Here is a 26,966-nt window from a genome sequence, read left to right on the forward strand (position 1 = left end):
CATGACTACCGCAGAGAAGATCATCCCGCGGCTCAAGACGCGCTACCGCGCTGAGATCACCGGCGAGCTGCAGAAGCAGTTCAACTACGCCAACGTGATGCAGATCCCGGGCGTCGTGAAGGTTGTCGTCAACATGGGCGTCGGCGACGCCGCCCGTGACGGCAAGCTGATCGAGGGTGCCGTCAAGGACCTCTCGATCATCACCGGCCAGCGTCCCGAGGTCCGTCGGGCCCGCAAGTCCATCGCGCAGTTCAAGCTGCGTGAGGGCATGCCGATCGGCGCGCGCGTCACGCTGCGCGGCGACCGCATGTGGGAGTTCCTGGACCGACTGCTGACGATCGCGCTGCCCCGTATCCGCGACTTCCGCGGTCTCTCGGGCAAGCAGTTCGACGGCAACGGCAACTACACGTTCGGTCTGAACGAGCAGTCGATGTTCCACGAGATCGACCCCGACTCGATCGACCGTCCCCGCGGCATGGACATCACCGTCGTCACCACCGCCACGAACGACGAGGAGGGCCGGGCGCTGCTGAAGCTCCTGGGCTTCCCGTTCAAGGAGAACTGAGTCGATGGCCAAGAAGGCGTTGATCAACAAGGCCGCGAAGAAGCCGAAGTTCAAGGTCCGGGCGTACACCCGGTGCCAGCGTTGCGGCCGCCCCCACGCGGTGTTCCGCAAGTTCGGCCTCTGCCGGATCTGCCTGCGCGAGATGGCTCACCGCGGTGAGCTGCCTGGCGTGAGCAAGTCCAGCTGGTAAAGCAAGCTTCATTTACTTCGCTGTAGGCCCGCACACGACCGACCTGGCCCTCCCTTCGGGGAGGGCGGGTCTGGACCCTGAGCTGGGGAACCGCAGCGAGAAAGGTTGACCAGGTCACCATGACGATGACCGACCCGATCGCAGACATGCTCACTCGTCTGCGCAACGCGAACTCGGCTTACCACGACAAGGTCGTGATGCCGCACTCGAAGTTGAAGGCCAACATCGCCGAGATCCTCAAGCGCGAGGGCTACATCGCCTCGTACCGCGACGAGGAGGGCGAGGTCGCCAAGAACCTCGTCGTCGAGCTGAAGTACGGCCCGAACCGCGAGCGCAGCATCGCCGGCCTCCGCCGCGTGTCGAAGCCCGGCCTGCGTGTGTACGCGAAGTCCACCGGCCTGCCCCGAGTTCTCGGCGGCCTGGGCGTGGCGATCATTTCGACCTCTGGCGGTCTCATGACCGACCGCCAGGCCAACAAGGCAGGCGTGGGCGGAGAAGTCCTCGCCTACGTTTGGTAAGGGGGAGTAGACATGTCGCGCATCGGTAAGCAGCCGATCATTGTCCCCTCCGGGGTCGACGTGAACATCGCCGGCCAGGACGTGAGCGTCAAGGGCCCCAAGGGCACCCTGACGCTGACGATCGCTGAGCCGATCAGCCTGGAGAAGGCTGAGGACGGCACTCTCGAGGTCAAGCGCCCGAACGACGAGCGTCGCAACCGCGCGCTCCACGGCTTGTCGCGCACGCTGGTGCACAACATGGTCGTCGGCGTGACCCAGGGTTACGAAAAGAAGATGGAGATCCACGGCGTCGGTTACCGCGTCGCGCTCAAGGGCTCTGAGCTCGAGTTCGCGCTCGGTTACTCCCACCCCGTCAAGGTCGAAGCCCCTGAGGGCATCACCTTCGCGGTGGAGACCCCGACCCGCTTCTCCGTCTCCGGTATCGACAAGCAGCTGGTCGGTGAGGTCGCCGCCAACATCCGCAAGCTGCGCAAGCCCGACCCGTACAAGGGCAAGGGCGTGCGGTACTCGGGCGAGAAGATCCGCCGCAAGGTCGGAAAGACGGGTAAGTGACATGAGCGAGTCGACTGTTACGAAGCGCAAGCCGGTGGGCAAGGACATCTCCACCAGGCGTCGTGTTGCCAAGGCCCGTCGCCACTTCCGCCTCCGCAAGAAGGTCAGCGGCACCGCCGAGCGTCCGCGCCTGGTCGTGCACCGGTCGTCGAAGCACATCACCGTGCAGATCATCGACGACCTGAAGGGCCACACGGTCGCGTCCGCTTCCTCCATGGAGGCCGACGTCCGTGCGCTGGAAGGCGACAAGAAGGCCCGCGCGGCCAAGGTCGGCCAGCTGGCCGCGGCCCGTGCCAAGGACGCCGGTATCACGACGGTCGTGTTCGACCGCGGTGGCAACGCGTACCACGGCCGGATCGCTGCTCTGGCGGATGCCGCTCGCGAGGCGGGGCTGGAGTTCTGACAATGATGATGACTGGAATTGAGAGGGACGCCTGATGCCAGGACGTACGCGTCGCGAAGGCGGCGGGGGCGAGCGCGGAGAGCGCCGCGACCGTCGTGACGGCGGCCGCGGCGGCGCGGCCCAGGAGAAGACCCCCCACCTCGAGCGCGTGGTTGCGATCAACCGCGTCTCCAAGGTGGTCAAGGGTGGTCGTCGCTTCAGCTTCACCGCGCTCGTGGTCGTGGGTGACGGCGACGGCATGGTCGGCGTCGGCTACGGCAAGGCCAAGGAAGTTCCCGCGGCCATCGCCAAGGGTGTCGAGGAAGCGAAGAAGAACTTCTTCCGCGTGCCTCGCATCGCCGGCACCATCCCCCACCCGATCCAGGGTGAGAAGGCCGCTGGTGTGGTCCTGCTGCGTCCGGCCTCGGCCGGTACCGGTGTCATCGCGGGTGGCGCTGTCCGCGCCGTCCTCGAGTGCGCCGGCGTGCACGACGTGCTGTCGAAGTCGCTCGGCTCCGACAACGCGATCAACATCGTGCACGCGACCGTGGCGGCCCTCAAGGGTCTGCAGCGTCCGGAAGAGGTCGCGGCCCGTCGTGGCCTGCCCCTCGAGGACGTCGCCCCCGCCGGCATGATCCGCGCTCGCGCGGGCCAGGGGGTCTGACCATGGCTCTCAAGATCACCCAGGTGAAGAGCACCATCGGCACGAAGCACAACCACCGCGAGTCGATGCGCACCCTCGGGCTGCGCAAGATCCGTCAGTCGGTCGTGCGCGAGGACACCCCCCAGGTCCGCGGCTTGATCCACGCCGTGCGCCACCTGGTGGTTGTTGAGGAGGTCCAGTCGTGACCATCAAGATTCACGACCTGCGTCCTGCCCCCGGAGCCAAGACCGCCAAGACCCGCGTCGGTCGTGGTGAGGGCTCCAAGGGCAAGACCGCCGGCCGCGGTACGAAGGGCACGGGCGCTCGCAAGAACGTCTCGCCGCGCTTCGAAGGTGGCCAGATGCCGCTGCACATGCGGCTGCCGAAGCTCAAGGGCTTCAAGAACCCGTTCCGCACCGAGTACCAGGTCGTGAACGTCTCCGACATCGCTGCCTCGTTCCCCGAGGGTGGTTCGGTCGACGTTCCCGCGCTGGTGCTGGCTGGGCTGGTCCGCAAGGGCTCGCTCGTCAAGGTGCTGGGCGACGGTGAGGTCAGCGTCAAGCTGGACGTCACTGCCAACAAGTTCTCCAAGAGTGCTGTGGAGAAGATCGCTGCTGCTGGTGGGTCTACCACTGTGGCGTGACGGGTTTTAGCTGTCTGAAGGGCCCTGAGGCTTTGCCTCGGGGCCCTTTGGCGTTTGTACGGGGTGGTTGCCGTGTGTCGCCGGTTTGGGGGGCGCGTGGGGTGCGTAGGCCGTTCCCGGTTGCGTTGGCGGGTTCCGGTTTGTCGTTCGTAGGTGGTGGCTGTGCGTGCGTGTGTGGCGGTTGCGTGGGTTCCTGGGGCTCCGCCCCAGACCCCGCCAATCTGATCAAAGACCCGCCGGCGCCATGCGCAGGTAGATGCCTGTTGCGTTGGGCGGCTTGCGGTTGCGTAGGTGGTTGCGATGCATGGGGCGGGACCCACCCCAGGCCGCTCGCGTTGCGAAAAGCAGCTCGCCTTCGGCTTCGCGGGTGGAGTGAGTGTGCAAGTGGGTTCTGCGGGTAGCTGAACTTTTGCTGCTTTGGTGGGGAACTGGGAGTTGGGTGCAAACGTTCGCGCTTGGCGAAATCACAGCTCGTAGCACGGAATCTGCTGGCGGGCTACCCCGGATGGCCTAGCTGTGCGGTGAGAGATCAACCGGTTGGAACCTGTGATTGGCCACTGGGTACGGGCAGGTCGCGGGGGGCTGTTAGAGTCGCGGGCTGAACCCGGATGTCCTCCGGGTTGCTTGGTCGTGGCTACCTACTACGGCCTGCCAACTACCGCATGTGCCGGTCCCTGGGGGTCGGCAACGCTCAGGAGGTTCGCGTGCTCGGCGCATTCCGCTCGGCTCTCGCGACGCCGGATCTACGCAAGAAGATCCTGTTTACGCTCGGGATCATCATTGTGTACCGGCTTGGTGCGACCATGCCCGCGCCGGGCGTGTCCTTCAAGAACGTGCGGGCGTGTGCTGAGCAGCTTGAAGGCCAGAACATCTACTCGCTGATCAACCTGTTCAGCGGTGGCGCGCTGCTGAACCTGTCCGTGTTCGCGCTGGGCATCATGCCCTACATCACCGCGAGCATCATCATTCAGCTGCTGACCGTGGTCATCCCGCGGTTCGAGCAGTTGAAGAAGGAAGGACAGGCTGGTCAGGGCAAGCTGACGCAGTACACGCGGTACCTGACCATCGGGCTGGCGATCCTGCAGTCCACCGGTCTGGTGGCCCTGGCGGTGCGCGGGCAGCTGTTCGGTGAGTGCGACCAGGACGTCATCCCGAACAAGGACAGCATCTTCACCCTCATCGTGCTGGTCATCACCATGACCGCCGGTACCTCGGTCATCATGTGGCTGGGTGAGCTGATCACCGAGAAGGGCATCGGCAACGGCATGTCGTTGCTGATCTTCACCGGTATCGCCGCCCGCATCCCGGCCGAGGGCAAGAACATCCTCGACAAGAGCGCCGTCACCTTCGTGCTCGTTTGTGTCGCCGCTCTCGTCATCATCGCGAGCGTCATCTACGTCGAGCAGGCCCAGCGCCGCATCCCGGTGCAGTACGCCAAGCGCATGATCGGCCGCCGCATGTACGGCGGTACGTCGACGTACCTTCCCCTCAAGGTGAACCAGGCCGGCGTCATCCCGGTCATCTTCGCCTCGTCGCTGCTCTACCTGCCGGACCTGATCGTCCGCCTCACCCAGGGTTCCTCGACGGAGTCCAACTGGTTCTCGACCTTCGTGCAGACCCACCTGGTCAAGCAGTCGAGCTGGGTGCACATCGCGACGTACTTCCTGCTGATCGTCTTCTTCACGTACTTCTACGTCGGCATCACGTTCAACCCGGACGAGCGTGCTGACGAGATGAAGAAGTTCGGTGGGTTCATCCCCGGCATCCGTCCCGGTCGCCCGACCGCCGAGTACCTCAAGTTCGTGCTGGGTCGCATCACGCTTCCCGGCTCGCTCTACCTCGGCATCGTGGCGATCCTGCCGAACCTGTTCCTGGACCTCACTGGTGACAACCAGAACCAGAACTTCCCGTTCGGCGGCACCGCGGTTCTGATCATGGTCGGTGTCGGTCTCGACACCGTGAAGCAGATCGAGAGCCAGCTCATGCAGCGCAATTACGAAGGGTTCCTCCGCTAGATGCGACTCGTTCTCGTTGGCCCGCCCGGTGCGGGCAAGGGCACCCAGGCTGAAGTGTTGAGCCGCAAGCTCGGCGTGCCGCACATCTCGACGGGCGACCTCTTCCGGTCACACATCAGCAACCAGACCGAGCTCGGGCTCGAGGTGCAGAGCATCCTCGACGAGGGCGCGCTGGTGCCGGACTCCATCACGAACGAGATGGTGCGCAAGCGTCTGGCCGAGGCTGACGCGGAGCACGGGTTCCTGCTCGACGGGTTCCCGCGCAACGTGGCGCAGGCCGACAAGCTGGGTGAGTTCCTGGCCGTCGGTGGCCACGAGCTCGACGCCGTGCTGGAGTTCCGGGTCGACGAGGACGTCGTGGTGGAGCGGTTGCTGGCGCGTGGGCGCACGGACGACAAGGAAGACGTCATCCGGCACCGGCAGCAGGTGTACCGCAACGAGACCGCGCCGCTGCTCGACTACTACGCGAAGAAGGTCATCTCCATCGACGCCGTCGGTGAGATCGACGAGATCAGTGAGCGTGCCCTCGCGGCGCTGCACTCGCTGCGCGGCGAGAAGTGACAGGTGGACTGCTTGACCGGCTCCGCTCTGTCGTCACAGGTGTTTCAGGCAGTGAGCGCATGATCGAGATCAAGACCCGTGGCCAGCTGGAGGCGATGCGCGCCTCCGGCCTGGTCGTGGCGCGTGCGCTGCGCAACGTCGTCGACGCGGTCAAGCCCGGTGTGTCCACGTGGGAGCTCGACGAGATCGCCGAGCAGACCATTCGCGACGCCGGCGCCGTCCCGTCGTTCAAGGGCTACCACGGCTTCCCGGCGAGCATCTGCGCGTCGGTGAACGAGCAGATCGTCCACGGCATCCCGAGCAAGAAGCAGGTGCTCGCCGAGGGTGACCTGATCTCGATCGACTGCGGTGCGATCCTCGACGGCTGGCACGGCGACTCCGCCGTCACCGTCGGCTGCGGTGAGCTCTCGCCGGCCGACCACAAGCTGTCCGAGGCGACCAGGCTGTCGATGCTCGCGGGCATCGAGGCCGCGGTGCCCGGCGGGCGGCTCACGGACATCTCGTTCGCCATCGAGTCCTCGGCCATCGAGTCGGGTGAGCGCGACGGCATCGAGTACGGCATCGTCGCGGACTACGGTGGCCACGGCATCGGCACCAAGATGCACATGGACCCGTTCCTGCCGAACTTCGGCAAGCCCGGCAAGGGGCCGAAGCTCAAGGTCGGCATGGCCATCGCGATCGAACCGATGCTGACGCTCGGCACGGACGACTCCCAGGAGCTGGAGGACGGCTGGACCGTCATCACGCTCGACGGGACGCGGGCCGCGCACTGGGAGCACAGCGTCGCGATCACGGAGGACGGTCCCTGGGTGCTCACCGCACCTGAAGAGGACTAACCCGAGTACCTGGAACAACCCCGTTCGCCGTGAGGTGAGCGGGGTTATTTCGTTTGTCAACCCCGATATGGTCGAGGTGACGAACGAGTCCAATGCTTGGGGGCATTGTGGGGGTCACCCGTTTCGTCCTGTCCGCCCTACTGATTTCAGTTTCAGGCTGCGCTGCCACCAAGCCGGCCACCGACTTCACCTACCAGGACGTTCCGGCGGAGCAGATCGCCGACCGGATCTTCCTGGCCGACGCCATCGCCGAGGTCGAGCGGTGCGAGCCGCCGTTCTCGGACGTGCAGATCGTCCGGCCGAACTTCGTCAGCGCACCGCGCCCGGTCGACGGCGGGTGTGGAGGCAAGGCGCGGGCCGACGCCGGGCCCGAGTACGTCGACGCCGTGACTCGTATCACGGCGCTGCACGACACCGTCGTCCGCGAGTGGAACGCGCGGCTGAACTCCGGGCCGGAGGCCGCGCAGACGCGGGCGCTCAGCGTGATGCTGCTGCACTGCCTCGACCGGGCCGGGTTCACCCAGCGGGGGCCCGGCGACCCGAGTCTCGAGAGCTACGGCATCGGATCCGGCGACGTTGCGCTCAACAACGCAGCTCAGCGGTGTTCTGACGACACCGGCTACGGTAGCGCGATCGCCGCTCAGCGCGTCCGGACGCTCAAGTCCGTGCTCGGTCTGCACGAGGCGGAGATCAACGAGATCACGCGGCTCCGGGCCCTGCTGGTGAGCTGTGCACGGCCGGCGGAGAGCTCCGAGCGGGGCCGATTTGGGTTGCCGGAGTGAACTGCGTACACTGGTCAGGTGGCGCATCCGTCGCGCCGGTTCAGTCATGCCCTCCGAGGTGAGATCGAACCGGATTGGCGCGCGTCCAAAGGTTATTACCACCGTCACGAAACGCGGAGGACATGGGCAAGAAGGACGGGGCCATTGAGGTCGAGGGCCGCGTAGTCGAGCCGCTCCCCAACGCGATGTTCAGGGTCGAGTTGGAGAACGGTCACAAGGTACTCGCGCACATCAGCGGCAAGATGCGACAGCACTACATCCGCATCCTCCCTGAGGACCGGGTTGTCGTGGAGCTCTCGCCCTACGACCTGTCCCGCGGGCGCATCGTCTACCGCTACAAGTGACCTCCAGTAGCAGGAGATCTCAGGCGTGAAGGTCCAGCCGAGCGTCAAGAAGATCTGCGACAAGTGCAAGGTGATCCGCCGTCACGGCCGGGTCATGGTGATCTGCGAGAACCTGCGCCACAAGCAGCGCCAGGGCTGAGCAGTTCCACCACGCGCTCGTCGAGATCATCGATGACGCAGTAACGAGACACTCCTCGCACCTGCCGCACGCAGGGCTTCAAGCGTGCGGACACCCCCGGATTCCAGGCCGGGGCCGGGACACCGGCTGTGAGAGCAGCCGGAACGACACACAGCGAGTCAGTCACCGGAATCGGGCGAGGAGCAGACCTGGAAGTAATCGACAGGAGTTAACCGCCACATGGCACGACTCGCTGGCGTAGACCTCCCCCGCGAAAAGCGGATGGAGATCGCGCTCACCTACATCTTCGGCATCGGTCGTACGCGCTCCAAGGAGCTGCTCGCCGCCACCCAGATCTCTCCCGACCTCCGGGTCAAGGATCTGACGGACGACGACCTCGCCAAGCTGCGGGACCACATCGAGACGAACTACAAGGTCGAGGGTGACCTTCGCCGTGAGGTCGCGGCCGACATCCGTCGCAAGATGGAGATCGGTTGCTACGAGGGTCTTCGGCACCGTCGCGGCCTGCCCGTTCGCGGTCAGCGCACGAAGACGAACGCCCGTACCCGCAAGGGTCCGAAGAAGACCGTGGCCGGCAAGAAGAAGGCCGGCAAGAAGTAAGACCTCGGGTCTACTGCCCTCAACTTAGGAGTTCGTTTTGCCACCCAAGTCCCGCACGGGAGCCGGGGTCAAGAAGATCCGGCGCAAGGAAAAGAAGAACGTCTCGCACGGCCAGGCGCACATCAAGAGCACGTTCAACAACACCATCGTGTCCATCACGGACCCGATGGGCAACGTGATCAGCTGGGCGTCCGCCGGCCACGTGGGCTTCAAGGGCTCGCGCAAGTCCACGCCGTTCGCGGCGCAGATGGCTGCCGAGAACGCCGCCCGCAAGGCCGCCGAGCACGGCATGCGCAAGGTGGACGTGTTCGTGAAGGGTCCCGGCTCCGGCCGTGAAACCGCGATCCGTTCGCTGCAGGCCGCCGGTCTCGAGGTCGGCACCATTCAGGACGTGACCCCGCAGCCCCACAACGGCTGCCGCCCGCCCAAGCGGCGCCGGGTCTGAGGCACGGGGAGGAGTAAGAACTAATGGCTCGTTACACGGGACCTGCGACGCGTATCTCGCGCCGCCTGAAGGTTGACCTCGTTGGTGGGGACCAGGCGTTCGAGCGCCGTCCGTACCCGCCCGGCCAGCACGGCCGCGGTCGGGTCAAGGAGTCCGAGTACCTGCTGCAGCTCCAGGAGAAGCAGAAGGCTCGCTACACCTACGGCGTCCTCGAGAAGCAGTTCGTCCGCTACTACAAGGAAGCGGTTCGTCGTCCGGGCAAGACCGGTGAGAACCTGCTCCAGATCCTCGAGGCCCGCCTCGACAACGTGGTGTACCGCGCGGGCCTCGCCCGCACGCGTCGCCAGGCTCGCCAGCTGGTCAGCCACGGGCACTTTCTGGTCAACGGCCACAAGGTGAACATCCCGAGCTACCAGGTGTCGAAGTTCGACATCATCGACGTGAAGCCGAAGTCCATGCCGACGCTGCCCTTCGAGGCTGCTCGCGCGTCCTTCGGTGACCGCCCGATTCCCGCTTGGCTGCAGGTCGTTCCGTCGAACCTGCGCATCCTCGTGCACCAGCTGCCCGAGCGCGCGCAGATCGACACGCCTGTCACCGAGCAGCTCATCGTCGAGCTCTACTCGAAGTGATCCTCTCGTCGGCGGCGGTTCGCCGTCGCCGGCGGTCGGGTCCCGCATCGGCGCGAAGGGTGTGCCGAGTGCGTTTGCCGGTCTCCGCGACCGGCGTCTTTGACGGCGTCAAATAGCGGTCGTCGTCGTAGGAAGGAAGAACCCAGTGCTGATTTCCCAGCGCCCCTCGCTCGGCGAGGAAGCGGTCTCCGAGACCCGTTCCCGGTTCGTCATCGAACCGCTGGAGCCGGGCTTCGGTTACACGCTCGGCAACTCGATCCGCCGCACGCTGCTCTCGTCGATCCCCGGTGCTGCTGTCACGAGCATCCGCATCGACGGCGTGCTGCACGAGTTCACCACGGTTCCCGGGGTGAAGGAGGACGTCACCGACGTCATCCTGAACCTCAAGGAGCTCGTCGTCTCGTCCGAAGAGGACGAGCCGGTGACCATGTACCTGCGCAAGCAGGGCCCCGGTGTGGTGACCGCGGGCGACATCGTGCCTCCGGCCGGTGTCACCGTGCACAACCCCGACCTGCACATCGCGACCCTGAACGGCAAGGGCAAGCTGGAGATCGAGCTCGTCGTCGAGCGCGGTCGCGGCTACGTCCCTGCGGTGCAGAACAAGCAGGCGGGTGCCGAGATCGGCCGCATCCCCGTTGACTCGATCTACTCGCCGGTTCTCAAGGTGACGTACAAGGTCGAGGCCACGCGTGTTGAGCAGCGGACGGACTTCGACAAGCTGATCCTCGACGTGGAGACCAAGCCCTCGATCACCCCGAGGGACGCGGTTGCCTCCGCGGGTAAGACCCTGGTTGAGCTGTTCGGCCTCGCTCGCGAGCTGAACATCGACGCCGAGGGCATCGAGATCGGCCCGTCGCCGGCCGAGGCCGACACCATCGCCGCGTTCGCGATGCCTATTGAGGATCTGGACCTCACGGTCCGTTCCTACAACTGCTTGAAGCGGGAAGGCATCCACACCGTCGGCGAGCTGGTTTCGCGCAGCGAGGCGGACCTGCTGGACATCCGCAACTTCGGTGCGAAGTCGATCGACGAGGTCAAGATGAAGCTCGTCGGCCTCGGCCTCGCCCTGAAGGACTCGCCTCCTGGGTTCGACCCGTCCGCCGCCGCGTCGGACTACCACCCCGCCGATGGCGGCTGGGGTGCCGGTGCCGGTCTGGACCCCCACGACGACGGTCAGGACTACGCGGAGACCGAGCAGCTCTGACGCTCGTTTCAGAGCAGAGGATCTCTTTAGTTACTACAGGAGCAAGCGATGCCCACCCCTACCAAGGGCCCACGGCTCGGTGGGTCTCCGGCGCACGAGCGGCTGCTGCTCGCCAACCTGGCGACGGCGCTGTTCCAGCACGGCCGGATCAAGACCACTGAGGCGAAGGCGAAGCGGCTGCGTCCGTACGCCGAGAAGCTGATCAGCAAGGCCAAGGTCGGTGACCTGCACAACCGTCGCGAGATCATGAAGCTGATCCGCGACAAGGACGTCGTGCACAAGCTGATCGCGGAGATCGGTCCGTTCTTCAGCGACCGTTCCGGCGGCTACACCCGCATCACGAAGACGCTGGCGCGCAAGGGCGACAACGCCCCCATGGCCGTCATCGAGCTGGTGCAGCAGAAGCTCGTCTCGACCGAGGCCGAGGCCGCGCGCAAGACGAAGTTCGCCAAGGACGAGAAGCCGGCCGCCGCGGTCGTCGACCAGGACGCCGAGGCGCCCGAGTCCGCGACCAAGGACGCCTCCGACGAGCCCGCCGAGGGCGTTGTCGAGGTTGACGGCGAGCCGACCGCTGAGGCTGTCGAGGCCGAGGAGGCCAAGGACGAGTCCGCTGACAAGGACAAGTCCTGAGCAGTACGTCTGCTGACGAGCCCGTCGTTCCCGCTTCCGGGGACGGCGGGCTCGTTCGTGTGCGCTTCGACCTCGCCTACGACGGGACCGAGTTCTCCGGATGGGCTCGCCAGCCCTCACGGCGAACCGTGTGCGGAGTCCTCGAGGACACCATGTCGATGGTGTTGCGCGAGGACGTGACCTTGACCGTGGCCGGCCGGACCGATGCCGGGGTCCACGCCTCCGGCCAGGTCGCTCACGCCGACCTGCCGTCCACTGTGGATGTCGCGGGGCTGCCCAAGCGGTTGGCCCGTGCGTTGCCCACGGATGTGCGGGTGTTTTCCGCTCGGGTAGTGCCGACTGCCTTCGACGCGCGGTTCTCGGCGTTGCGGCGGCACTACGAGTACCGGGTCTCGGATGCCGCGTTCGGCGCCCAGCCGTTGCGACGGTTGGACACGCTGGCCTGGCCACGCCCGCTCGACGTTTCCGCGATGAACGCGGCGGCTCTGCTCCTGCTGGGCGAACACGACTTCTGCGCGTTCTGCAAACGGCGCGAGGGTGCGACGACGATCCGTGAGCTGCAGCGCCTCGAACTGGCGCGCGGCAACGACGACGTGATCACGGCGTTCGTGTCCGCCGACGCCTTCTGCCACTCGATGGTCCGGTCGCTCATCGGGGCGCTGCTGGCCGTCGGGGAGGGGCGCAAGCCGGTGGAGTGGCCCGGGTCCCTTTTGTCGCTCCACGCGCGTTCCAGCGGCGTTACCGTGGCTCCGGCGCACGGCCTGTGCCTGGTGCGCGTCGACTTCCCCGAGGACTCTGAGCTGGCGGCCAGGGCCGAGGCCACGCGGAAGGTCCGGACGCTGTCGAGCTGAGGACGACTCCTCGAAGAGGGAGGAGCCCCCGGCGGGGGGACCGGGGGTTCCGAGGGGTGAGACGAGAGTTCTAGATGTCGAGCGTCCAGGAGTCGATGTAGCCGGTGTCCTGGCGGTAGAGGTCGCGGACCCGCAGCTGCCAGGTGCCGTTGGCGTCCTCAGCGGACACGTTGATGCTGTAGGTGGCGTTGAGGTCGTCGGCGCTGTCGCTGCCGTTCGAGACCTTCAGGGTCTTCACGGCGCCGGACGGGGTGATCAGGGCCAGTTCCAGGTCGCCGCGGTAGGTGTGCTTGATGGCCACCTTCACCGTGCCGGTGGTGCTGGCCTTGCCGTTGCAGTCCGCGATGGTGATGGACGAGGTCACCGAGGAGGCGTCGGGGATGGCCGTGTCGGCGTCGTTGGTGGCGGCCGGGCACTGGCCGGGCGGGTTGCCGGGGGCCGTGCCGGTGATGTGCAGGAGCTTGTTCGGGGAGCCGGTGCCAGGGCTGGAGACGGCGTCGGAGGTGGCGTTCTCCACCAGGGCGTCGCGGACCTGCTGCGGGGTTGCCGTCGGGGACGAGCCGAGGAACACCGCTGCTGCGCCCACCACGTGCGGGGTGGCCATCGAGGTACCGCTGATGGTGTTGGTGGCGTCGTCGTTGGTCAGCCAGGCCGAGGTGATGTCACGGCCGGGGGCGAAGATGTCGAGGCAGCTGCCCAGGTTCGAGAACGACGAGCGCGCGTCGGTGCGGTCGGTGGAGCCGACGGTGATCGCCTCCGGCGTGCGGGCCGGGGAGGTGTTGCAGGCGTTGCCACCGTTGTCGTTGCCGGCGGCCAGGCCGTAGGTGACGCCTGCGTCGATGGAGCGCTTCACGGCGTCGTCGACGGTTTGGTTGGCGCCGCCGCCCAGTGACATGTTGGCCACCGCGGGCTTGTTGGCCGGGTTGCTGTTGACCTGCTCGGTGACCCAGTCGATGCCCGCGATCACGCCCGCGAAGGTGCCGGAGCCCGCGCAGTTCAGGACTCGGACGGCGACCAGCTTCACGTCCTTGGCGACGCCGTACTTCGTGCCGCCCACGGTGCCCGCGACGTGAGTTCCGTGGCCGTTGCAGTCGGTGGCATCGTTGTCGTTGTCGACGGTGTCGCGGCCGTGGACCGCTCGGCCACCGAAGTCGCTGTGGGAGACGCGGATGCCCGTGTCGATGATGTAGGCGGTGACGCCCGCGCCGCGGTTCGGGTAGGTGTAGCTGTTGTCCAGCGGGAGGGCGCGCTGGTCGATGCGGTCGAGGCCCCACGACGGGGTCGGGGTCTGCGTCTCCGAGAGGTGGACCTCGCCGTCCTGCTCGACGTGGGCGACGGCCGGGTCCGCTGCCAGGCGCTTGGCCTGGGCTTCGGACATCTGCGCGGAGAAACCGCGCAAAGCGGACTTGTAGGTGTGTTTCACCTTCGCGCTGTACTTAGCGCTGATGTTCTCCACACTGGTCGTGCTCATGTCCTTCAGCACGACGATGTAGTTGTCCTTGACCGCGTTGGACGCACCGAGGTTCCGAATCTCCCCCTCGGGCGCAGCGGTGGCGGAGACGGACGTCAGTGCGAGCGCTGTGCCCGCCACCAGTCCGATTCCAGCCGCTCGTCTGAGCCACGATTCACCCATAGCAGCGTGCTCCCTCGTCGCAGGGTCGTGCAGGTGAGAGTTTTCTTAGTGGCGCAGACGGATTTCGCACAAGAAGGTCCACGAAACTACCTTCGAATGGCGAATCAACAGATTTGCTGTGCTTTGTTAATTAATTGGTTCCGCTGATCTATGGACAGAACAATTGCGCCCCGAACGATGAACCGTTCGGGGCGCAAGTTTCGCCTATTTCGTCGAGCGAGTTCGTGTCGGTCGTCCGGGCGCCCCTTCGGGTCAACCGCCGCAGGCGATTCGGACCGAAGCGGGGGCCGGATGGCCGACTTCCAGACGAACTCGCCGCCGACTGCGGAGCAGCGGCAGACGAACACCGTCTCAATCGCCTCGGCGTACCGCTCCGAGGATCTGCTGCTCGGCAGGTGTCGTGTACAGGCGCAGGTGTGCCCACATGTCCTGGCCCATCGCGATCACCTGGTCGTCCTTCAGCTGGGTCAGCTGCTGGAACATCTGCGGCCGCAGGCGCCACATCTGGCCGGCGAGCTGCGCCTGGCCCATCGGGAGGCGCTGCAGCAGCACGAGGTCCGCGTTGTTCGCCGTCGACGCGGCCTGCGGGTGCAGGTACGGCAGCACGTACATAGTGGTCTGCCACGGCGCACGGGGCGGGAACAGCTCCTGCGGAACGTGGCCGCCGTCGTGGATGACGAGCAGCGGCATGTCCTCGGTCGGTCGCGGCAGGTCGGCGGGCGACAGGCGACGGAGCTGGACGAGCTGGGACGGGCGGCCGTCCGGGCCCTGGCCCGCTGCGCGCACGACCGGCTGCCAGGCCTGCGGGCGGCCCGTCGCGATGATGATCCACGCGCCGGTCGCCATGGCCCGCAACGCGATCTGGCGGGCCAGGTAGAGGCCGCCGACGACCACCATGCGGGTCGGGGTGGGGCGCAGCACGGACACCGTCAGCGGTTCGCCCTTGGTGCCCTGGCCGAGCATCATGCCGCCGCGGTCGCCGCTCGGGCTGACCACGTCGAGCATGTTCGGCGACACCAGGAACTCCGGTGCCACCGCGCCGCCGCCACGCGTGTCGAGCAGACGGGACGAGCTCATGCCGCACCTCCCAGCGGCAGCGTCGCGGCCAGGCCGGCGAGCTGCATGCCACGCAACGGGGTCAGCGTGATGTCGAGGTTGTTGCTCAGCTTCGCCAACTGGTCCTCCGCGCGGTCCAGTTCGCTCGGCGTGCGGGCGCTCACCCGTACCAGGCCGCGCAGCGAGACCTGACCGTCCTCACGGGACGGTGAGATCGACATCGCCAGCGTCGAGGACAGCGCGCGCACGCCCGTGAGCGAGTTCAGGTTGCCCTTCAGGCCCTTCGACGGCCAGCCGGTGATCGCGTAGCTCGCGTGACCGACGCCACCCGCGGTGACGCCCGACCACTTCTCCCGCAGCGACACGGGGTTCGTGTTGCCGACGGCGGCGGTCAGCTCCGCCGACGAGATCGCCGCGCGCAGCAGCTCGTCCGAGTCGAGCGGGCGGATCGTCACGCCGGCGGACTCGAGAGCGTTGCGGACACGGGAAAGCGCGCCGATCAACGCGCGGTGCGCGCCGACGACGCCGCCGCCACGCTCCCTGATCGCCTCGCCACAGCGGCGCGGGTCGAGCCGCACCGTGATCCACGTGGTGCGCCTGGCAGCCGCGGGCAGCGGGCCGAGCACCTCCATGTACGAGCTGACCGCCGGCGCGTTCGGCGGGAGTGCCGCGCTGCCGGGATAGCAGTGCCAGATCACGGTGATCGCGTCCAGGACGACACCGCGGTCCTCCAGACAGGGCGCCAGCGCGCCGAGCGGGAGCGACGGCGCGGAACCGACCGGGGAGATCAGCGGCGGGGTCGGGTCGACCAGCAGCACCGCCGTCCACACGCCGTCGTGCCACGACAGCGCGAGCGGGCGGCGTTCGTGGTCGACGCCCTTCGCGATCACCAGGTCCGGGATCGCGAGGCGCAGCAGCGCGACGCGGGGGTCCTCCGGGCCGAGCACCTGCATCTCGTCGTCACCGGGCTTGGACTCCTGCGGTGCGACCCGGTTCGCGGTGCGGCTGTGCGACCGGAAGTTGTAGCGGAGCCGGACACCGATCCACTGAGTGAGCCAACGACCACGCGATCGGGTGAAAGCCAGGATCAGTGCGATGAGGAGCACACCGCCGGCGATCGAGACGGAGACGACGTTCAGCGCGCCGGCCGAGTCCTTCACGCCCATGAGTGAGAGCACGAGGAGTGCGATCGCGAGACCGATCTCGATCGTGACCACGTTCGAGACGGGCAAAGAGCCGAGGCTGACTCCGGCACCTCTGCGCCGGACACGCCCGACAGGACGCGGAGGCACGGGTGCCTGCTGGCCAGGACCCGCAGGTCCCTGCGGCCGCGCCATCCCTGGGTTCGGCCGGGGCGGATGTGGAGTGGTCACGGACATCCGTTGTGGTCTCTTTCCCCTCGATGGTCGGTGGGCTTGGCGAACCGGCCCACGGAGCAACCTGCGTCCGGCTATCCTGCCGAACCGTACCGCGACTGGGAGAGCAGCGAGCCGAGAATGGCATCAACACCCACCACCAAGTCACAGGTCCAGGCCTACCAATTCGTCCTGCGGCGGATGCAGTCCGCTCTGGTTCGCAGAGACGCAGTGATGCTGCATGACCCCATGCGCAATCACTCGCGCGCGACAGCGGTCGGCGTGGTCCTGGGCATCGTCGGTCTGCTCGGCTTCCTCGTGTACGGGCTTTTCAAGCCGGCACCGCGCCTCGACGACCAGACGCAGATCGCCATCAGCAAGGAGACCGGCCAGGTCTACGTGGTCGATGCCGCGCCGAAGCGCCTGATCCCGATGACGAACCTGGCCTCGGCCCGGCTGCTCTGGTACTCGCGCAACAACCCCGACCAGCAGGCCGGTGGCGGTGACGCGCCGGGCGGCACCGCGGGTGGCGGGCAGGCCCAGGTCGCGGGCGGCGAGCCGAAGCTGGTGAGCGAGGCGACACTGGCCGGGCTGCCGCGCGGCCGTCTCACCGGTCTGCCGGACGCGCCGGACGTGCTGCCGAAGCCGAACCTCCGCATCGACGCGCAGTGGTCGGTCTGTGACACGCTCGACCTGGACGAGTTCCGCGAGAACCAGGCGGCGGAGAACCAGATCAAGACCTCGGTCATCGCCGGCGTGAGCCGCGGCAACACGGACCTGGGCGAGGAGGCGGTGCTGGTGCAGCAGCGCACCGGCGCCAAGAAGGCCTACCTGATCTACAAGAAGCCCAACGAGCTGGACGACATCTCGTCGTCGACGGTTCGCGCCGAGGTGGACCTCAAGAACGACAAGGTGCTGAACGCGCTCAACCTGAAGGGCAAGCAGCCGCGGGCGATCAGCACGGCGCTGCTGAACGCGATTCCCGAGGTCGCTCCGATGACCGCCCCCGCCGTCCCGAACCAGGGCAAGCGGGCGACCTACGTCACCGAGACGAACGTCAACATCGGTGAGGTCGTCGAGATCGAGCGGACCGGCGCGCCCGAGTACCTGGTGGCGCTGGAGGACGGTTTCCAGACCGTCGACGAGACCGTCGGCGACCTGCTGCGCTGGGCGTACTCGAACAACAAGCAGGCGATCAAGCTCTCGCCGAGCGCCGTCGCGAACCACAAGGACCCGAAGAACCCGCTCAAGCTCGAGTCGTACCCGGACAAGATCCCGACCACGCTGGAGGCGAACGCCGGCAACACCGTTGTCTGCCTCGGCTGGAAGGCCGAGAACTACACGGAGTCGACCAAGGCCGAGCACACCTCGGTGACGATCGGCTCCAAGCTGCCCGGCCCGCAGGAGATGACCCCGGTCGAGCTGAACGCGGCGGGTGCCGGTGGCGAGATCATCGACCAGTTCCTGATGCTGCCGGGCAAGCAGGCGGTGGTGCGGGCGAGCCAGGGCAAGGGCGGCTTCGGGACCGGCCCGGTGCAGATCGTCACCGGTCGCGGTGTCCGCTACGGCATCCCGGACGCCGGGACCGCGGCGGCGCTGGGCCTCGAGGGGAACTTCCCGCCGGCGCCGAACCAGATCCTGAGCCTGTTGCCGATGGGACCGCAGCTCAACAAGAACGAGGCGAACCGCAGCTACGACGCGATTCCCACGCCCAAGGGCACGATCAAGGATCCGCAGTCCACCCAGAAGTAGCGGAACCGTTCCGGGTGCATCACCGTCGAATGCACGCAAATGCACCCGGAAGTGTCGTAAGGGGACAGTCGTGGCCGGTCGCATCACCGTCGATTCGGAGTGGTTGGAGTCCTACGCCGACCGGATCGACGGCACGACGGACGATCTGAGGCGGGTGCGGGACGCCATGAAGGTGTCCCCGCTGCGCCCCGAGTCGTTCGGTGAGATCGGCAGAACGCTGGGCAGCTCCCAGGGCTACGCGCGTGCGGCCGAGCTGTTGAACTCGCAGCTCGCCCGCGCCTGCGACACGCTCGACGCGGCCGCGAAGGGCCTGCACGAGGTGGCCAGGCAGCACGGCCATCACGAGCAGGAGGCCCTGCACCAGATCAAGAAGGCCGATCGGCGGTAGGGGGAGCTGTGGTGGCCAAGGACGGCAGGCAGATCGCGGCCGAGGTCGGTCCCGAGCTCGACTACCTCTCGCGGGTGAGCCGCAAGCTCGGTGTCGTGGACCTCGTGCACGACTTCTTCGACCCGCTCGTGGGCGACTGGAACGACCTGCGCGAGGAAGCCGAACGCTGGCGCAAGGCGGCGAAGGTGACCGAGGCGGTCAACAATCACGTTGCGGCACCGCTCGGAGGGGTCGACGCGCGGTGGGAGGGCAAGGACGCCGACGCGTTCCTCGACCACATGCGCAAGGTGGGGCTCGCGGGCGGCGACATGTCCGACGCGATGAACGCGATGGCGGAAGCGCTGGAGGAGACCGCGGACGGCGTCCGCGACATCGTCCAGGACATGGCGCACGTGCTCGCCGACGCCGCAGACTCGGTGTCCGGCACGGCGGCGCTGCCCCTGGAGGGCGACCAGCGCGCGATCAAGCACATCGAGGAGCTCAAGGACCCTGTCCGCGAGCTGCACGAGGCCGCGCGGCAGGTGCTCGAAGCGTTTCTCAAGCTGTGCGACGGAGTTTCCGGTGAGGCCGGCAAGTTCGACGCCGTGCGCATGGAGCACAAGTACCCCGAGAAGGACTGGACGTACACCGCTCCGGCCAAGCCGGAGGCCAAGACTCCCGAACAGCCCAAGGCTTCCGACACGGTTGCCGCGGGCAAGGGCGGTGGCGGTACCCCGTCGACCGGCGGCGGTGGCGGCGGTGCGGGCGGGGTCGGTTCGGTCGGTGCTCCCGCCGCGTCCGCCACACCGCCGCCGCAGATGCAGTTCGGAGGCGCCACAGGCGTCTCTGAGCAACCGCCGCCCGCGGAGAAGGGCGGTGCCGCCGCCCCGGCCGCCGCGGCCGCTGGTGGACGTCCGGGGGGCGCGCCGGGCGGTGCCGGGATGATGGGCGGCATGCCGATGATGGGCGGCATGATGGGCGGTGGCGGTCAGCAGGGCGGCGACAAGGAGCACAAGCCGCGCCAGCGGCTCACCGGCTCGATCGACGACCTGCTCGGCAAACCGAAGAAGGCGGCGCCGAAGGTGATCGGCGACGACGACTGAAAGTCGTCCAGCACAACGAGAACGGCCCCACCGGTGAATTCCGGTGGGGCCGTTCTCATCGCGCTGCGCGGGCTAGGCCTGTTTGCCGCGCTTGCGGTTGAGCGAGTTGCGCACGAACAACGTCAGCATCAGCAGCGCGCCGCCGAGACCGATGCCGGACAGCGCCACGATGATCGGCGGCCAGTCCAGGCCGGCGGGCGGCGTGACGGTGGTGTTCAGCTCCTTCGGCTGCGGCTTCTGGAACCCCGGCGCCTCCGAGGGCAGCACCGCGGTCAGCGCGGCCACCGGGTTGATCATGCCGTAGCCGATCTTGTTGTCCTTTCCGGACACGTTGCCGGGGTGCAGGGCCGTGGCCTTGAGCCGGTCCATCACCTGGCGCGCCTTGAGGTTCGGGAACCGCTCGCGCACCAGCGCGGTGATGCCGGCGACGTACGGCGAGGCGAAGCTGGTGCCCTTGATGTCGGTCGTGCCCTGCGCGGTGACGTTCGCGTTCGTCAGGCCGGTGCCCTTGGGGTCGACGGAGATGATCTCCTCACCCGGCGCGGCGATGCTGACCCACGGACCCCAGACGCTGAACGAGGACACCGCGCCCGAGCGCGAGATCGACCCCACCGACAGCACGTCGTTGGCGAACCACGCCGGCGACGAGATCGAGTTCACGTTGGTCGGGTCCAGGTTGTCGTTCTGCTTGGGACACCCGGTGCCCTGGTCGCTCAGGTTGCCGGCCGCCGTGACGATCACGGCGTCCTGGACGTCGACGGCCCACCTGATCGCGGCCTGCAGCTGCTTGTCGTCCGGGCTGAAGCCCTTGGGCGCGCCGCAGTTGGTCAGCGAGATGTTGATGACCTTGGCGTTCTGCTTCGCCGCGCGCACGATGGCCTGGGCCAGCGTGCTCACCTTGCCGGCGGAGGCGCGCTTCTCGTTGTTCGCGTCGCCCTTGTACTCGTACCGGTCGCTGGTCTGGCGGATCGCCAGGATCTCCGCTCCCGGTGCGGCGCCGACGAAGTCGCCCTCGGTCTTGGCCGCCGCGGCGACGCCGGCCACCTCGGTGCCGTGGCCGTCGCAGTCGTCGGTGCCGTTCTTGCCGTTCGAGTTGTCGACGTACTCGCCACCGGGGATGACGCGGTTGCCGAAGCGCGGGTTCCGCGGGTCGACGCCCGTGTCGATGATCGCGATCCGGACGCCCTTGCCCGTCGCGAAGGTGTGCGCCTGCTGCAGGTTCAGGTGGACCTGCCCCCACGGCATGTACTTGATCAGCTCGCTCTTGGTGTCGGACTCGACGCACCCCTTGGTGGTGCGCTCGTACTTCACGTCCGGTATGCCCTTGTCCTCCGGCGGAGGGGTGTTCGGCGGCAGGGCCGGCGGAACCGAGTTCGGTCGGGCCGCGGCCGGGGTGGAGGACGGCTGCGCGGAGGCGTGCGGCACCGCCCCCGTCAGCAGCAGCAGTCCGGCGGTCGCAGCCGCCGTGGTGCGCCTCATGCCGGTCCTCATACGTTGATCAGGCCCCTGAAGACCGAGTACATGTCCATCACGGCGAGCGCCACCGGCACCACCGCGGCGATGAGGACCGCCTCGATGATGTCGACGGTGCGGCGCAGTGGCGGCGAGAACTTCTGGCCGGGGAACACGACGCCGAGCACCAGCGCGGCCGCGCCGAGGATCAGCAGCGTGCCGAACACGAAGACGATGCGGTTGAACTCGCTCGACGAGATCAGCCAGCCGAGCAGGATGCCGGCGCTGGCGAACAGGCCGGTGGACAGCAGTGCCACGGCCTGCGCGCCGTTCGCGTACGCCCGGCCGCGCATCATCAGCACGATCGCGACGACGACGCCGTAGATCGGGCCCCAGACCGTGTCGGCGGACGCGGCGACGATGGCGGCCAGCGCGGCCACGACACCCGTACCGATGATCATGCCGGTGAGGTACTCGTGCGCGACGGCGGTGCGGCGCTCGATGACGGCGAACTCCGGGAAGCCGGTGTCCTCCTTGAGGTCCTCCGCGTTCGTCGGCACGACGGGCGGCGGGATCTTGGCCAGCTGCAGCGTAAGCCGGGGCAGCATCGACAGCGCGGCGAGTGCCACGGCACCGGTCGCTGCGGCCACACCGGTGAGCGGGTGGTCGACGAACGTCGCGACCAGGAACGCGAGCGCCACCAGGGTGCCGCCCGTCGCCGCGGCGATGAACACCGTGATGCCCTGGCCGATCAGCAGGATGCCGCCCCACGCGAAGATCATCAGCAGTGCGGAAGCGAGCAGCATCTTCGGGTTGAACCCGACACCGGGCACGGCGTGGAAGCCCGCCACGAACGCCATCGGCAGCGAACCGCACGCGGCGATCAGCACGCCCGTCGACGCCGCCCGGTACGCCCGCGCGATGGTCGCGCCCGTCGCCAGCGCGGCGATGGCGGCGACACCCGCGGCGATCGCGGCGGCCAGGGCGCTGCCACCCTGGTCACCGGGCGCGACAGGGGCGGACAGGAACAGCGCCACCGCGGCGGCGATCAACGCGAGCGCGCCGGCGATGTGACCGAACTTCTGCGCGGTCTCCTTGGTCCAGGGCCGGAACGAGTCCGGGTCGGACTCCGCGATCGCGTCGACGACGTCGTCGTACAACGGCGGCGGCGGGTTCTCGTTGCGGCGGCGCAACTGCAGCAGCTCGCCGTCGACGACACCGAGCGACGCCAGCGTGCGCGCCGGGTCGAGCGGGCTGTCGCCGAGCTTCGCGAGGCACCAGCCGCCGTGCCGGACACCACCGTCCGGAGTGGCTTCTCTCGCCATGTCCAACAGCATCGGCAGGAGATCGGCCACCGCCACGTCGGCAGGCAGCGCGACGTCGATACGCGTTCGAGGTGCCACCACCGTGACACGGCTGAACACCGTCGTACCGGTCGCCACCAGGGCCCCCTAAGTCAGATCAGCGCTTGCAAACAATGTGCCCGACCCTATTGGTCCACTCGGACGTGCGCCGGGCGGCCCTAGTATGGCCGCACCGGCGCCCTTCGCACGTGGTGTTCGCGGAACACGTTCGACTGGGTTTTTTCCCGACCCACCTTCGTGACGCGCGCAGATGCGCAATAGTGTCGGTTGCTACTGGTGGCGTAACGAGAGTCGAAGAGGTGCCTGTCAGTTGAGCACGCTGCAGTTCAAGCGAACGGCACGCCTTGCTGCTCCCCGGCCTCCTGGCGGTGAGGTCCACCTCGAGCCGCCACCCGAGGTTCCCCGGATCATCCCCGGCAACATCATGATGAAGGCGATGCCCGTCGTGATGATCGTCGCGTCCGTGGGCATGATGGGCATGATGTTCTACTTCGCCCCGCGGCAGCCGGCGGCGATGATCATGCCCGGCATGATGATGATCTCGACCATCGGCATGATGGCGAGCGGCATGGGCTCCGGCAAGGGCCAGAAGAAAGCCGAGATGAACGAGGACCGCAAGGACTACCTGCGGTACCTCGGCCAGATGCGCGACCGTGCCCGCGAGGCCGCCGACGAACAGCGCGCCGAACGCGAGTGGGTGCACCCCGACCCGCAGATGCTGTGGTCGCTCGCCACCACCCGGCGCATGTGGGAACGCCGCCAGAACGACCCCGACTTCTGCCACCTGCGCGCGGGACGGGGCTCGCAGCGCCTCGCCACCCGCCTGGTGCCGCCGCAGACCGGTCCCGTCGAGGAGCTGGAGCCGATCGCGACGCTGGCGCTGCGCCGGTTCGTGCGCGCCCACTCGCTCGTGCCCGACCTGCCGATCTCCATCGCACTGCGCGGTTTCGCCGCGGTCGGCCTGCTCGGCGAGATCGAGGACCGCCGCGACCTCGCGCGTGCCCTCATCGCCCAGCTCGTCACCTTCCACGCCCCGGACGACCTGCTGATCGCGGTCGTCAGCGCGGGCCGCACCAAGCAGCTGTGGGAGTGGGCGAAGTGGCTGCCGCACGTGCAGCACCCCACCGACATCGACGGCATCGGCCAGCGCCGCATGATGGCGAACTCGCTCGCCGAGATCGAGGCGATGCTGGACGAGAACCTGCGCGACCGGCAGCGGTTCACCCGCAACGCCCCGCCGCCGCCCGACCAGCCGCACATCGTGATCGTCATCGACGACGGCGACATCAGCCGCGAAGAGATGATCATCCTGGAGGAGGGTCTGGTCGGCGTCACGCTGCTGGACCTGTCCGAGTGCCTCGGCAACCTCACGGCCCGCCGCGGTCTGCGCCTGGTCGTCGAGAACAACCAGCTCGGTGCCCGCTCCGCGAGCGGTGTCGAGTGGTTCGGAACGCCGGACCGGCTGTCGATCGTGGAGGCGGAGGCGCTCGCCCGCAGGCTCTCGCCGTACCGCATGGGCGCCGCCGGTGAGGCCGGTGGCGACAGCGGCGAAGACCCGTTGGCGATGAGCAACAACCCGCCGCTGCTCGAGTTCATGGGCATCCCCGGCGACCCGATCACGTTCGACGTGCAGCAGGCCTGGCGGCCGCGGCCCAAGCGCGACCGCTACCGCATCCCGTTCGGCATCGGCGAGCACGGCCAGCCGGTCGAGCTCGACATCAAGGAGGCCGCCGAGGACGGCATGGGCCCGCACGGCCTGTGCATCGGCGCGACCGGTTCCGGCAAGTCGGAGTTCCTCCGCACCCTGGTGCTCGGTCTGCTGGCCTCGCACTCGTCGACGGCGCTCAACATGATCCTCGTCGACTTCAAGGGTGGTGCGACGTTCCTCGGTCTGGACAAGGCACCGCACGTCGCCGCGACGATCACCAACCTGGCCGGCGACCTCACCCTGGTCGACCGCATGAAGGACGCCATCGCCGGTGAGGTGTCGCGTCGTCAGGAAGTCCTGGCGAAGGGCAACTACAAGAACGTCTGGGACTACGAGAAGGCCCGCGAGAACGGTGCCCAGCTCGACCCGCTGCCTGCGCTCTTCATCTGCATCGACGAGTTCTCCGAGATGCTGACGGCGAAGCCGGACTTCATCGACATCTTCCTCCAGATCGGTCGTGTCGGCCGGTCGCTGCAGATGCACATGCTCCTCGCGTCGCAGCGACTGGAGGAGGGCAAGCTGCGCGGTCTGGACACGTTCCTCTCGTACCGGATCGGTCTGAAGACGTTCAACGCGGCCGAGTCGCGTGCGGCGATCGGTGTGCCGGACGCCTACGAGCTGCCGCCGATCCCGGGCTCGGGTTACCTGAGCGTGCAGGGCATGCCGCTGACCAGGTTCAAGGCGCTCTACGTCTCCGGCACCTACCGGCCGTCGGGCATGCAGTCCGCCGGCGAGTCGGTGGCGGTCCGCAGCGACAAGCGCCCGCGGTTCTTCGTGCCGGACTTCATCGAGATCCCGAAGGAGCCGGAGCGGCCGCTCGAGCCGGTCAAGGCCGAGGCGCCGGTCAAGGAGGACGCGAACGAGCCGACCCAGCTCGAGCTCATCGTCGACCGCCTCGTCGGCCAGGGCCCGCCCGCGCACGAGGTGTGGCTGCCGCCGCTCAACGAGCCGCCGACGATGGACACGATGCTGCCGCCGCTCGACGTGACGCCCGACCGCGGTCTCTCGTCACCCGGCTTCCCGGCGAACGGCGTGCTGCAGATTCCGGTCGGCGTCGTCGACAAGCCGTTCGAGCAGCGCCGCGACCTGCTGTGGGCGGACTTCTCCGGTGCCGCCGGTCACGGTGCGGTCGTCGGTGGTCCGCAGTCGGGCAAGTCGACGCTGCTCAGGACGATCATCGCGTCGATGTCGCTCACGCACACGCCGGAAGAGGCGCAGTTCTACTGCATCGACCTCGGTGGTGGAACGCTCGCGTCGATGGAGGACATGCCGCACGTCGGTGGGTTCGCCGGTCGTCTCGACGTCGACAAGGTCCGCCGCATGGTGGCCGAGCTGCAGACCCTGATCACCGAGCGCGAGCTCCGCTGGCGCGACCAGCGCATCGACTCGATGGTCGAGTTCCGCAACCGCAAGCGCCGCGGTGAGATCAAGGACGACAACTTCGGTGACGCGTTCCTGATCGTGGACGGCTGGATGAACTTCCGCCAGGAGTTCGAGATGGTCGAGCCGCAGGTCCAGGCGCTGGCCGCACAGGGTCTGTCGTACGGCGTGCACGTGATCATCGCCGCCAACCGGTGGGCGGAGATCCGGCCGGCCATGAAGGACCTCCTCGGCACGCGGTTCGAGCTGCGCCTCGGTGACCCGAGCGAGTCCGAGATCGACCGCAAGGTCGCGGTCAACGTGCCGCCCGGCCGTCCCGGCCGCGGTCTGACCGCGGACAAGCTGCACTTCCTCACCGGTCTGCCGCGCATCGACACCTCGCAGGACCCGGCCACGATCTCGGCGGGTGTGCAGGACCTCAGCCACAAGCTCAACCAGGCGTGGCAGGGCCCGCGCGCGCCGCAGGTCCGGATGCTGCCCGACCTGCTCGACTACGGCCAGTTCATGGCTCAGGTCCAGCAGGTCAACCCGAACCGCGGCCACCTGGTCCCGGTCGGCGTCAACGAGGACGAGCTCGCGCCGGTCTACATGGACTTCGACGCGGACCCGCACTTCTTCGCGCTGGCCGACGGCGAGGCGGGCAAGACGAACATCCTGCGCACGATCGTCCGCGGCATCATGACGAGCTACACCTCGACCGAGGCGTTGATCCTGCTCGCGGACTTCCGCCGCACGATGCTCGGGTTCATCGACACCGACCACCTGCTCAGCTACGCGGTGTCGGGCACCCAGCTCACGCAGAACGTCCAGGAGATCAAGGGTTCGCTCACCAAGCGCATGCCCGGTCCGGACGTCACGCAGGAACAGCTCAAGAACCGGTCCTGGTGGACGGGTCCCGAGGTGTTCATCGTCGTCGACGACTACGACCTGGTCGCGCCGCAGGGTGGTGCGAACCCGCTGCAGCCGCTCGCCGAGTTCATCCCGCAGGCGAAGGACGTCGGTCTGCACATCATCCTGGTCCGGCGCATGGGTGGTGCGTCCCGCGCGATGTACGACCCGGTGATGGGCAAGCTGAAGGAGATCTCGGCGCCGATCTTCGTGGGTTCCGGTTCGAAGGAGGAGGGCAACATCGTCGGCAACCTCAAGCCGTCGCCGCAGCCTCCCGGCCGGGGGACGATGGTGACCCGCAAGCACGGTCAGCAGCGCATCCAGTTCGCCTGGATCGCACCCGACTAAGGGCGCACGAACACCGCACGGGGGTCCTTTC

At 67.7% G+C, this 26,966-nt stretch carries 29 protein-coding genes; 24 read left to right on the forward strand and 5 right to left on the reverse strand.

Annotated features, from left to right (window positions below):
* Position 1: 1 nt before the first annotated feature.
* From rplE to truA, 20 genes are all read left to right on the forward strand, one after another.
* Positions 2 to 565, forward strand: a complete 564-nt coding sequence (gene rplE, locus C8D87_RS12665; RefSeq protein ID WP_109628765.1) for a 50S ribosomal protein L5 — start codon at positions 2 to 4, stop codon at positions 563 to 565.
* Positions 566 to 569: 4 nt separating this feature from the next.
* Entirely contained in the window at positions 570 to 755 is a 186-nt protein-coding gene (locus C8D87_RS12670) for a type Z 30S ribosomal protein S14 (protein ID WP_109628763.1), read from the forward strand.
* Positions 756 to 874: 119 nt separating this feature from the next.
* Positions 875 to 1,273, forward strand: coding sequence for a 30S ribosomal protein S8 (rpsH, locus tag C8D87_RS12675; RefSeq protein ID WP_030473454.1), 399 nt, complete (start codon positions 875 to 877; stop codon positions 1,271 to 1,273).
* Between the two features lie 12 nt (positions 1,274 to 1,285).
* Positions 1,286 to 1,825 carry a 50S ribosomal protein L6 gene (gene rplF, locus C8D87_RS12680; protein ID WP_030473453.1) on the forward strand — a complete coding sequence of 180 codons (540 nt, stop codon included), beginning with the start codon at positions 1,286 to 1,288 and terminating at the stop codon, positions 1,823 to 1,825.
* Position 1,826: 1 nt separating this feature from the next.
* Complete coding sequence (gene rplR, locus C8D87_RS12685; RefSeq protein WP_109628761.1) at positions 1,827 to 2,228, forward strand: 50S ribosomal protein L18; 402 nt, start codon at positions 1,827 to 1,829, stop codon at positions 2,226 to 2,228.
* Between the two features lie 34 nt (positions 2,229 to 2,262).
* On the forward strand, positions 2,263 to 2,871 hold the full coding sequence (gene rpsE, locus C8D87_RS12690) for a 30S ribosomal protein S5 (protein ID WP_053733140.1): 609 nt from the start codon (positions 2,263 to 2,265) through the stop codon (positions 2,869 to 2,871).
* Between the two features lie 2 nt (positions 2,872 to 2,873).
* Positions 2,874 to 3,056 carry a 50S ribosomal protein L30 gene (gene rpmD / locus C8D87_RS12695; RefSeq protein ID WP_109628759.1) on the forward strand — a complete coding sequence of 61 codons (183 nt, stop codon included), beginning with the start codon at positions 2,874 to 2,876 and terminating at the stop codon, positions 3,054 to 3,056.
* Positions 3,053 to 3,493: a 50S ribosomal protein L15 gene (gene rplO / locus C8D87_RS12700; RefSeq protein WP_109628757.1), complete on the forward strand. Its 441-nt coding sequence runs from the start codon at positions 3,053 to 3,055 to the stop codon at positions 3,491 to 3,493. The genes rpmD and rplO overlap by 4 nt, the downstream gene beginning before the upstream one ends.
* A gap of 704 nt (positions 3,494 to 4,197) precedes the next feature.
* Complete coding sequence (gene secY, locus C8D87_RS12705) at positions 4,198 to 5,508, forward strand: preprotein translocase subunit SecY (protein ID WP_109628755.1); 1,311 nt, start codon at positions 4,198 to 4,200, stop codon at positions 5,506 to 5,508.
* Positions 5,509 to 6,069 (forward strand): adenylate kinase, encoded by a 561-nt coding sequence (locus C8D87_RS12710; protein ID WP_112226755.1) that lies wholly within the window; start codon positions 5,509 to 5,511, stop codon positions 6,067 to 6,069.
* 59 nt (positions 6,070 to 6,128) lie between these two features.
* A complete protein-coding gene (gene map, locus C8D87_RS12715; protein ID WP_112226756.1) occupies positions 6,129 to 6,905 on the forward strand; it encodes a type I methionyl aminopeptidase in 777 nt (258 codons plus the stop codon).
* A 107-nt stretch (positions 6,906 to 7,012) separates the two neighbouring features.
* Positions 7,013 to 7,687 (forward strand): hypothetical protein, encoded by a 675-nt coding sequence (locus C8D87_RS12720; protein ID WP_112226757.1) that lies wholly within the window; start codon positions 7,013 to 7,015, stop codon positions 7,685 to 7,687.
* A gap of 122 nt (positions 7,688 to 7,809) precedes the next feature.
* Positions 7,810 to 8,031, forward strand: coding sequence for a translation initiation factor IF-1 (gene infA, locus C8D87_RS12725; RefSeq protein ID WP_005166804.1), 222 nt, complete (start codon positions 7,810 to 7,812; stop codon positions 8,029 to 8,031).
* Positions 8,032 to 8,056: 25 nt separating this feature from the next.
* The gene (rpmJ, locus tag C8D87_RS12730) at positions 8,057 to 8,170 is read left to right on the forward strand and encodes a 50S ribosomal protein L36 (protein WP_010148647.1); all 114 of its coding nucleotides are present in this window, start codon (positions 8,057 to 8,059) and stop codon (positions 8,168 to 8,170) included.
* A 219-nt stretch (positions 8,171 to 8,389) separates the two neighbouring features.
* Positions 8,390 to 8,770 (forward strand): 30S ribosomal protein S13, encoded by a 381-nt coding sequence (gene rpsM / locus C8D87_RS12735; protein ID WP_086669041.1) that lies wholly within the window; start codon positions 8,390 to 8,392, stop codon positions 8,768 to 8,770.
* 37 nt (positions 8,771 to 8,807) lie between these two features.
* Complete coding sequence (rpsK, locus tag C8D87_RS12740; RefSeq protein ID WP_086669042.1) at positions 8,808 to 9,215, forward strand: 30S ribosomal protein S11; 408 nt, start codon at positions 8,808 to 8,810, stop codon at positions 9,213 to 9,215.
* 23 nt (positions 9,216 to 9,238) lie between these two features.
* The gene (gene rpsD / locus C8D87_RS12745) at positions 9,239 to 9,844 is read left to right on the forward strand and encodes a 30S ribosomal protein S4 (RefSeq protein WP_030472035.1); all 606 of its coding nucleotides are present in this window, start codon (positions 9,239 to 9,241) and stop codon (positions 9,842 to 9,844) included.
* Between the two features lie 145 nt (positions 9,845 to 9,989).
* Complete coding sequence (locus C8D87_RS12750) at positions 9,990 to 11,048, forward strand: DNA-directed RNA polymerase subunit alpha (RefSeq protein WP_109628746.1); 1,059 nt, start codon at positions 9,990 to 9,992, stop codon at positions 11,046 to 11,048.
* A gap of 48 nt (positions 11,049 to 11,096) precedes the next feature.
* Complete coding sequence (gene rplQ, locus C8D87_RS12755; protein ID WP_109628744.1) at positions 11,097 to 11,678, forward strand: 50S ribosomal protein L17; 582 nt, start codon at positions 11,097 to 11,099, stop codon at positions 11,676 to 11,678.
* A gap of 59 nt (positions 11,679 to 11,737) precedes the next feature.
* A complete protein-coding gene (truA, locus tag C8D87_RS12760) occupies positions 11,738 to 12,529 on the forward strand; it encodes a tRNA pseudouridine(38-40) synthase TruA (protein WP_215732293.1) in 792 nt (263 codons plus the stop codon).
* A 70-nt stretch (positions 12,530 to 12,599) separates the two neighbouring features.
* Here the strand turns inward: truA and C8D87_RS12765 are convergent, their stop codons facing one another.
* The 3 genes from C8D87_RS12765 to eccE form a co-directional block, all read right to left on the reverse strand.
* Positions 12,600 to 14,162 carry a S8 family peptidase gene (locus C8D87_RS12765; RefSeq protein WP_112226759.1) on the reverse strand — a complete coding sequence of 521 codons (1,563 nt, stop codon included), beginning with the start codon at positions 14,160 to 14,162 and terminating at the stop codon, positions 12,600 to 12,602.
* A 351-nt stretch (positions 14,163 to 14,513) separates the two neighbouring features.
* Positions 14,514 to 15,239 (reverse strand): hypothetical protein, encoded by a 726-nt coding sequence (locus C8D87_RS12770; protein ID WP_109628738.1) that lies wholly within the window; start codon positions 15,237 to 15,239, stop codon positions 14,514 to 14,516.
* Positions 15,236 to 16,384 (reverse strand): type VII secretion protein EccE, encoded by a 1,149-nt coding sequence (gene eccE, locus C8D87_RS12775; protein ID WP_428834201.1) that lies wholly within the window; start codon positions 16,382 to 16,384, stop codon positions 15,236 to 15,238. The genes C8D87_RS12770 and eccE overlap by 4 nt, the downstream gene beginning before the upstream one ends.
* A gap of 330 nt (positions 16,385 to 16,714) precedes the next feature.
* Between eccE and eccB the strand changes: the two genes are divergently transcribed.
* The 3 genes from eccB (at position 16,715) to C8D87_RS12790 (ending at position 19,795) form a co-directional block, all read left to right on the forward strand.
* A complete protein-coding gene (gene eccB, locus C8D87_RS12780; RefSeq protein WP_112227057.1) occupies positions 16,715 to 18,325 on the forward strand; it encodes a type VII secretion protein EccB in 1,611 nt (536 codons plus the stop codon).
* Positions 18,326 to 18,395: 70 nt separating this feature from the next.
* Entirely contained in the window at positions 18,396 to 18,713 is a 318-nt protein-coding gene (locus C8D87_RS12785) for a hypothetical protein (RefSeq protein WP_112226760.1), read from the forward strand.
* Between the two features lie 11 nt (positions 18,714 to 18,724).
* Positions 18,725 to 19,795 (forward strand): WXG100 family type VII secretion target, encoded by a 1,071-nt coding sequence (locus tag C8D87_RS12790; protein ID WP_233442049.1) that lies wholly within the window; start codon positions 18,725 to 18,727, stop codon positions 19,793 to 19,795.
* Between the two features lie 72 nt (positions 19,796 to 19,867).
* Here the strand turns inward: C8D87_RS12790 and mycP are convergent, their stop codons facing one another.
* Positions 19,868 to 21,274: a type VII secretion-associated serine protease mycosin gene (gene mycP, locus C8D87_RS12795; protein ID WP_233442050.1), complete on the reverse strand. Its 1,407-nt coding sequence runs from the start codon at positions 21,272 to 21,274 to the stop codon at positions 19,868 to 19,870.
* Between the two features lie 8 nt (positions 21,275 to 21,282).
* Entirely contained in the window at positions 21,283 to 22,689 is a 1,407-nt protein-coding gene (gene eccD / locus C8D87_RS12800) for a type VII secretion integral membrane protein EccD (RefSeq protein WP_112226763.1), read from the reverse strand.
* A gap of 232 nt (positions 22,690 to 22,921) precedes the next feature.
* On the opposite strand from eccD, the gene eccCa reads away from it, so the two are divergent.
* Positions 22,922 to 26,935, forward strand: a complete 4,014-nt coding sequence (gene eccCa, locus C8D87_RS12805) for a type VII secretion protein EccCa (protein WP_112226764.1) — start codon at positions 22,922 to 22,924, stop codon at positions 26,933 to 26,935.
* The last annotated feature ends 31 nt before the right edge of the window (positions 26,936 to 26,966 follow it).

Origin of the sequence: Lentzea atacamensis, from assembly GCF_003269295.1 — a bacterium.
In the GTDB taxonomy this organism is placed as follows: domain Bacteria; phylum Actinomycetota; class Actinomycetes; order Mycobacteriales; family Pseudonocardiaceae; genus Lentzea; species Lentzea atacamensis.

Bases quoted from the DNA above. Each gene is read 5' to 3' on its own strand.
- rplE (WP_109628765.1), top strand. From the start codon at position 2: ATGACTACCGCAGAGAAGATCATCCCGCGGCTCAAGACGCGCTACCGC.
- C8D87_RS12670 (WP_109628763.1), top strand. From the start codon at position 570: ATGGCCAAGAAGGCGTTGATCAACAAGGCCGCGAAGAAGCCGAAGTTC.
- rpsH (WP_030473454.1), top strand. From the start codon at position 875: ATGACGATGACCGACCCGATCGCAGACATGCTCACTCGTCTGCGCAAC.
- rplF (WP_030473453.1), top strand. From the start codon at position 1,286: ATGTCGCGCATCGGTAAGCAGCCGATCATTGTCCCCTCCGGGGTCGAC.
- rplR (WP_109628761.1), top strand. From the start codon at position 1,827: ATGAGCGAGTCGACTGTTACGAAGCGCAAGCCGGTGGGCAAGGACATC.
- rpsE (WP_053733140.1), top strand. From the start codon at position 2,263: ATGCCAGGACGTACGCGTCGCGAAGGCGGCGGGGGCGAGCGCGGAGAG.
- rpmD (WP_109628759.1), top strand. From the start codon at position 2,874: ATGGCTCTCAAGATCACCCAGGTGAAGAGCACCATCGGCACGAAGCAC.
- C8D87_RS12710 (WP_112226755.1), top strand. From the start codon at position 5,509: ATGCGACTCGTTCTCGTTGGCCCGCCCGGTGCGGGCAAGGGCACCCAG.
- map (WP_112226756.1), top strand. From the start codon at position 6,129: ATGATCGAGATCAAGACCCGTGGCCAGCTGGAGGCGATGCGCGCCTCC.
- infA (WP_005166804.1), top strand. From the start codon at position 7,810: ATGGGCAAGAAGGACGGGGCCATTGAGGTCGAGGGCCGCGTAGTCGAG.
- rpsM (WP_086669041.1), top strand. From the start codon at position 8,390: ATGGCACGACTCGCTGGCGTAGACCTCCCCCGCGAAAAGCGGATGGAG.
- rpsD (WP_030472035.1), top strand. From the start codon at position 9,239: ATGGCTCGTTACACGGGACCTGCGACGCGTATCTCGCGCCGCCTGAAG.
- rplQ (WP_109628744.1), top strand. From the start codon at position 11,097: ATGCCCACCCCTACCAAGGGCCCACGGCTCGGTGGGTCTCCGGCGCAC.
- C8D87_RS12765 (WP_112226759.1), bottom strand. From the start codon at position 14,162: ATGGGTGAATCGTGGCTCAGACGAGCGGCTGGAATCGGACTGGTGGCG.
- C8D87_RS12770 (WP_109628738.1), bottom strand. From the start codon at position 15,239: ATGAGCTCGTCCCGTCTGCTCGACACGCGTGGCGGCGGCGCGGTGGCA.
- eccE (WP_428834201.1), bottom strand. From the start codon at position 16,384: ATGGGCGTGAAGGACTCGGCCGGCGCGCTGAACGTCGTCTCCGTCTCG.
- eccB (WP_112227057.1), top strand. From the start codon at position 16,715: ATGGCATCAACACCCACCACCAAGTCACAGGTCCAGGCCTACCAATTC.
- mycP (WP_233442050.1), bottom strand. From the start codon at position 21,274: ATGAGGCGCACCACGGCGGCTGCGACCGCCGGACTGCTGCTGCTGACG.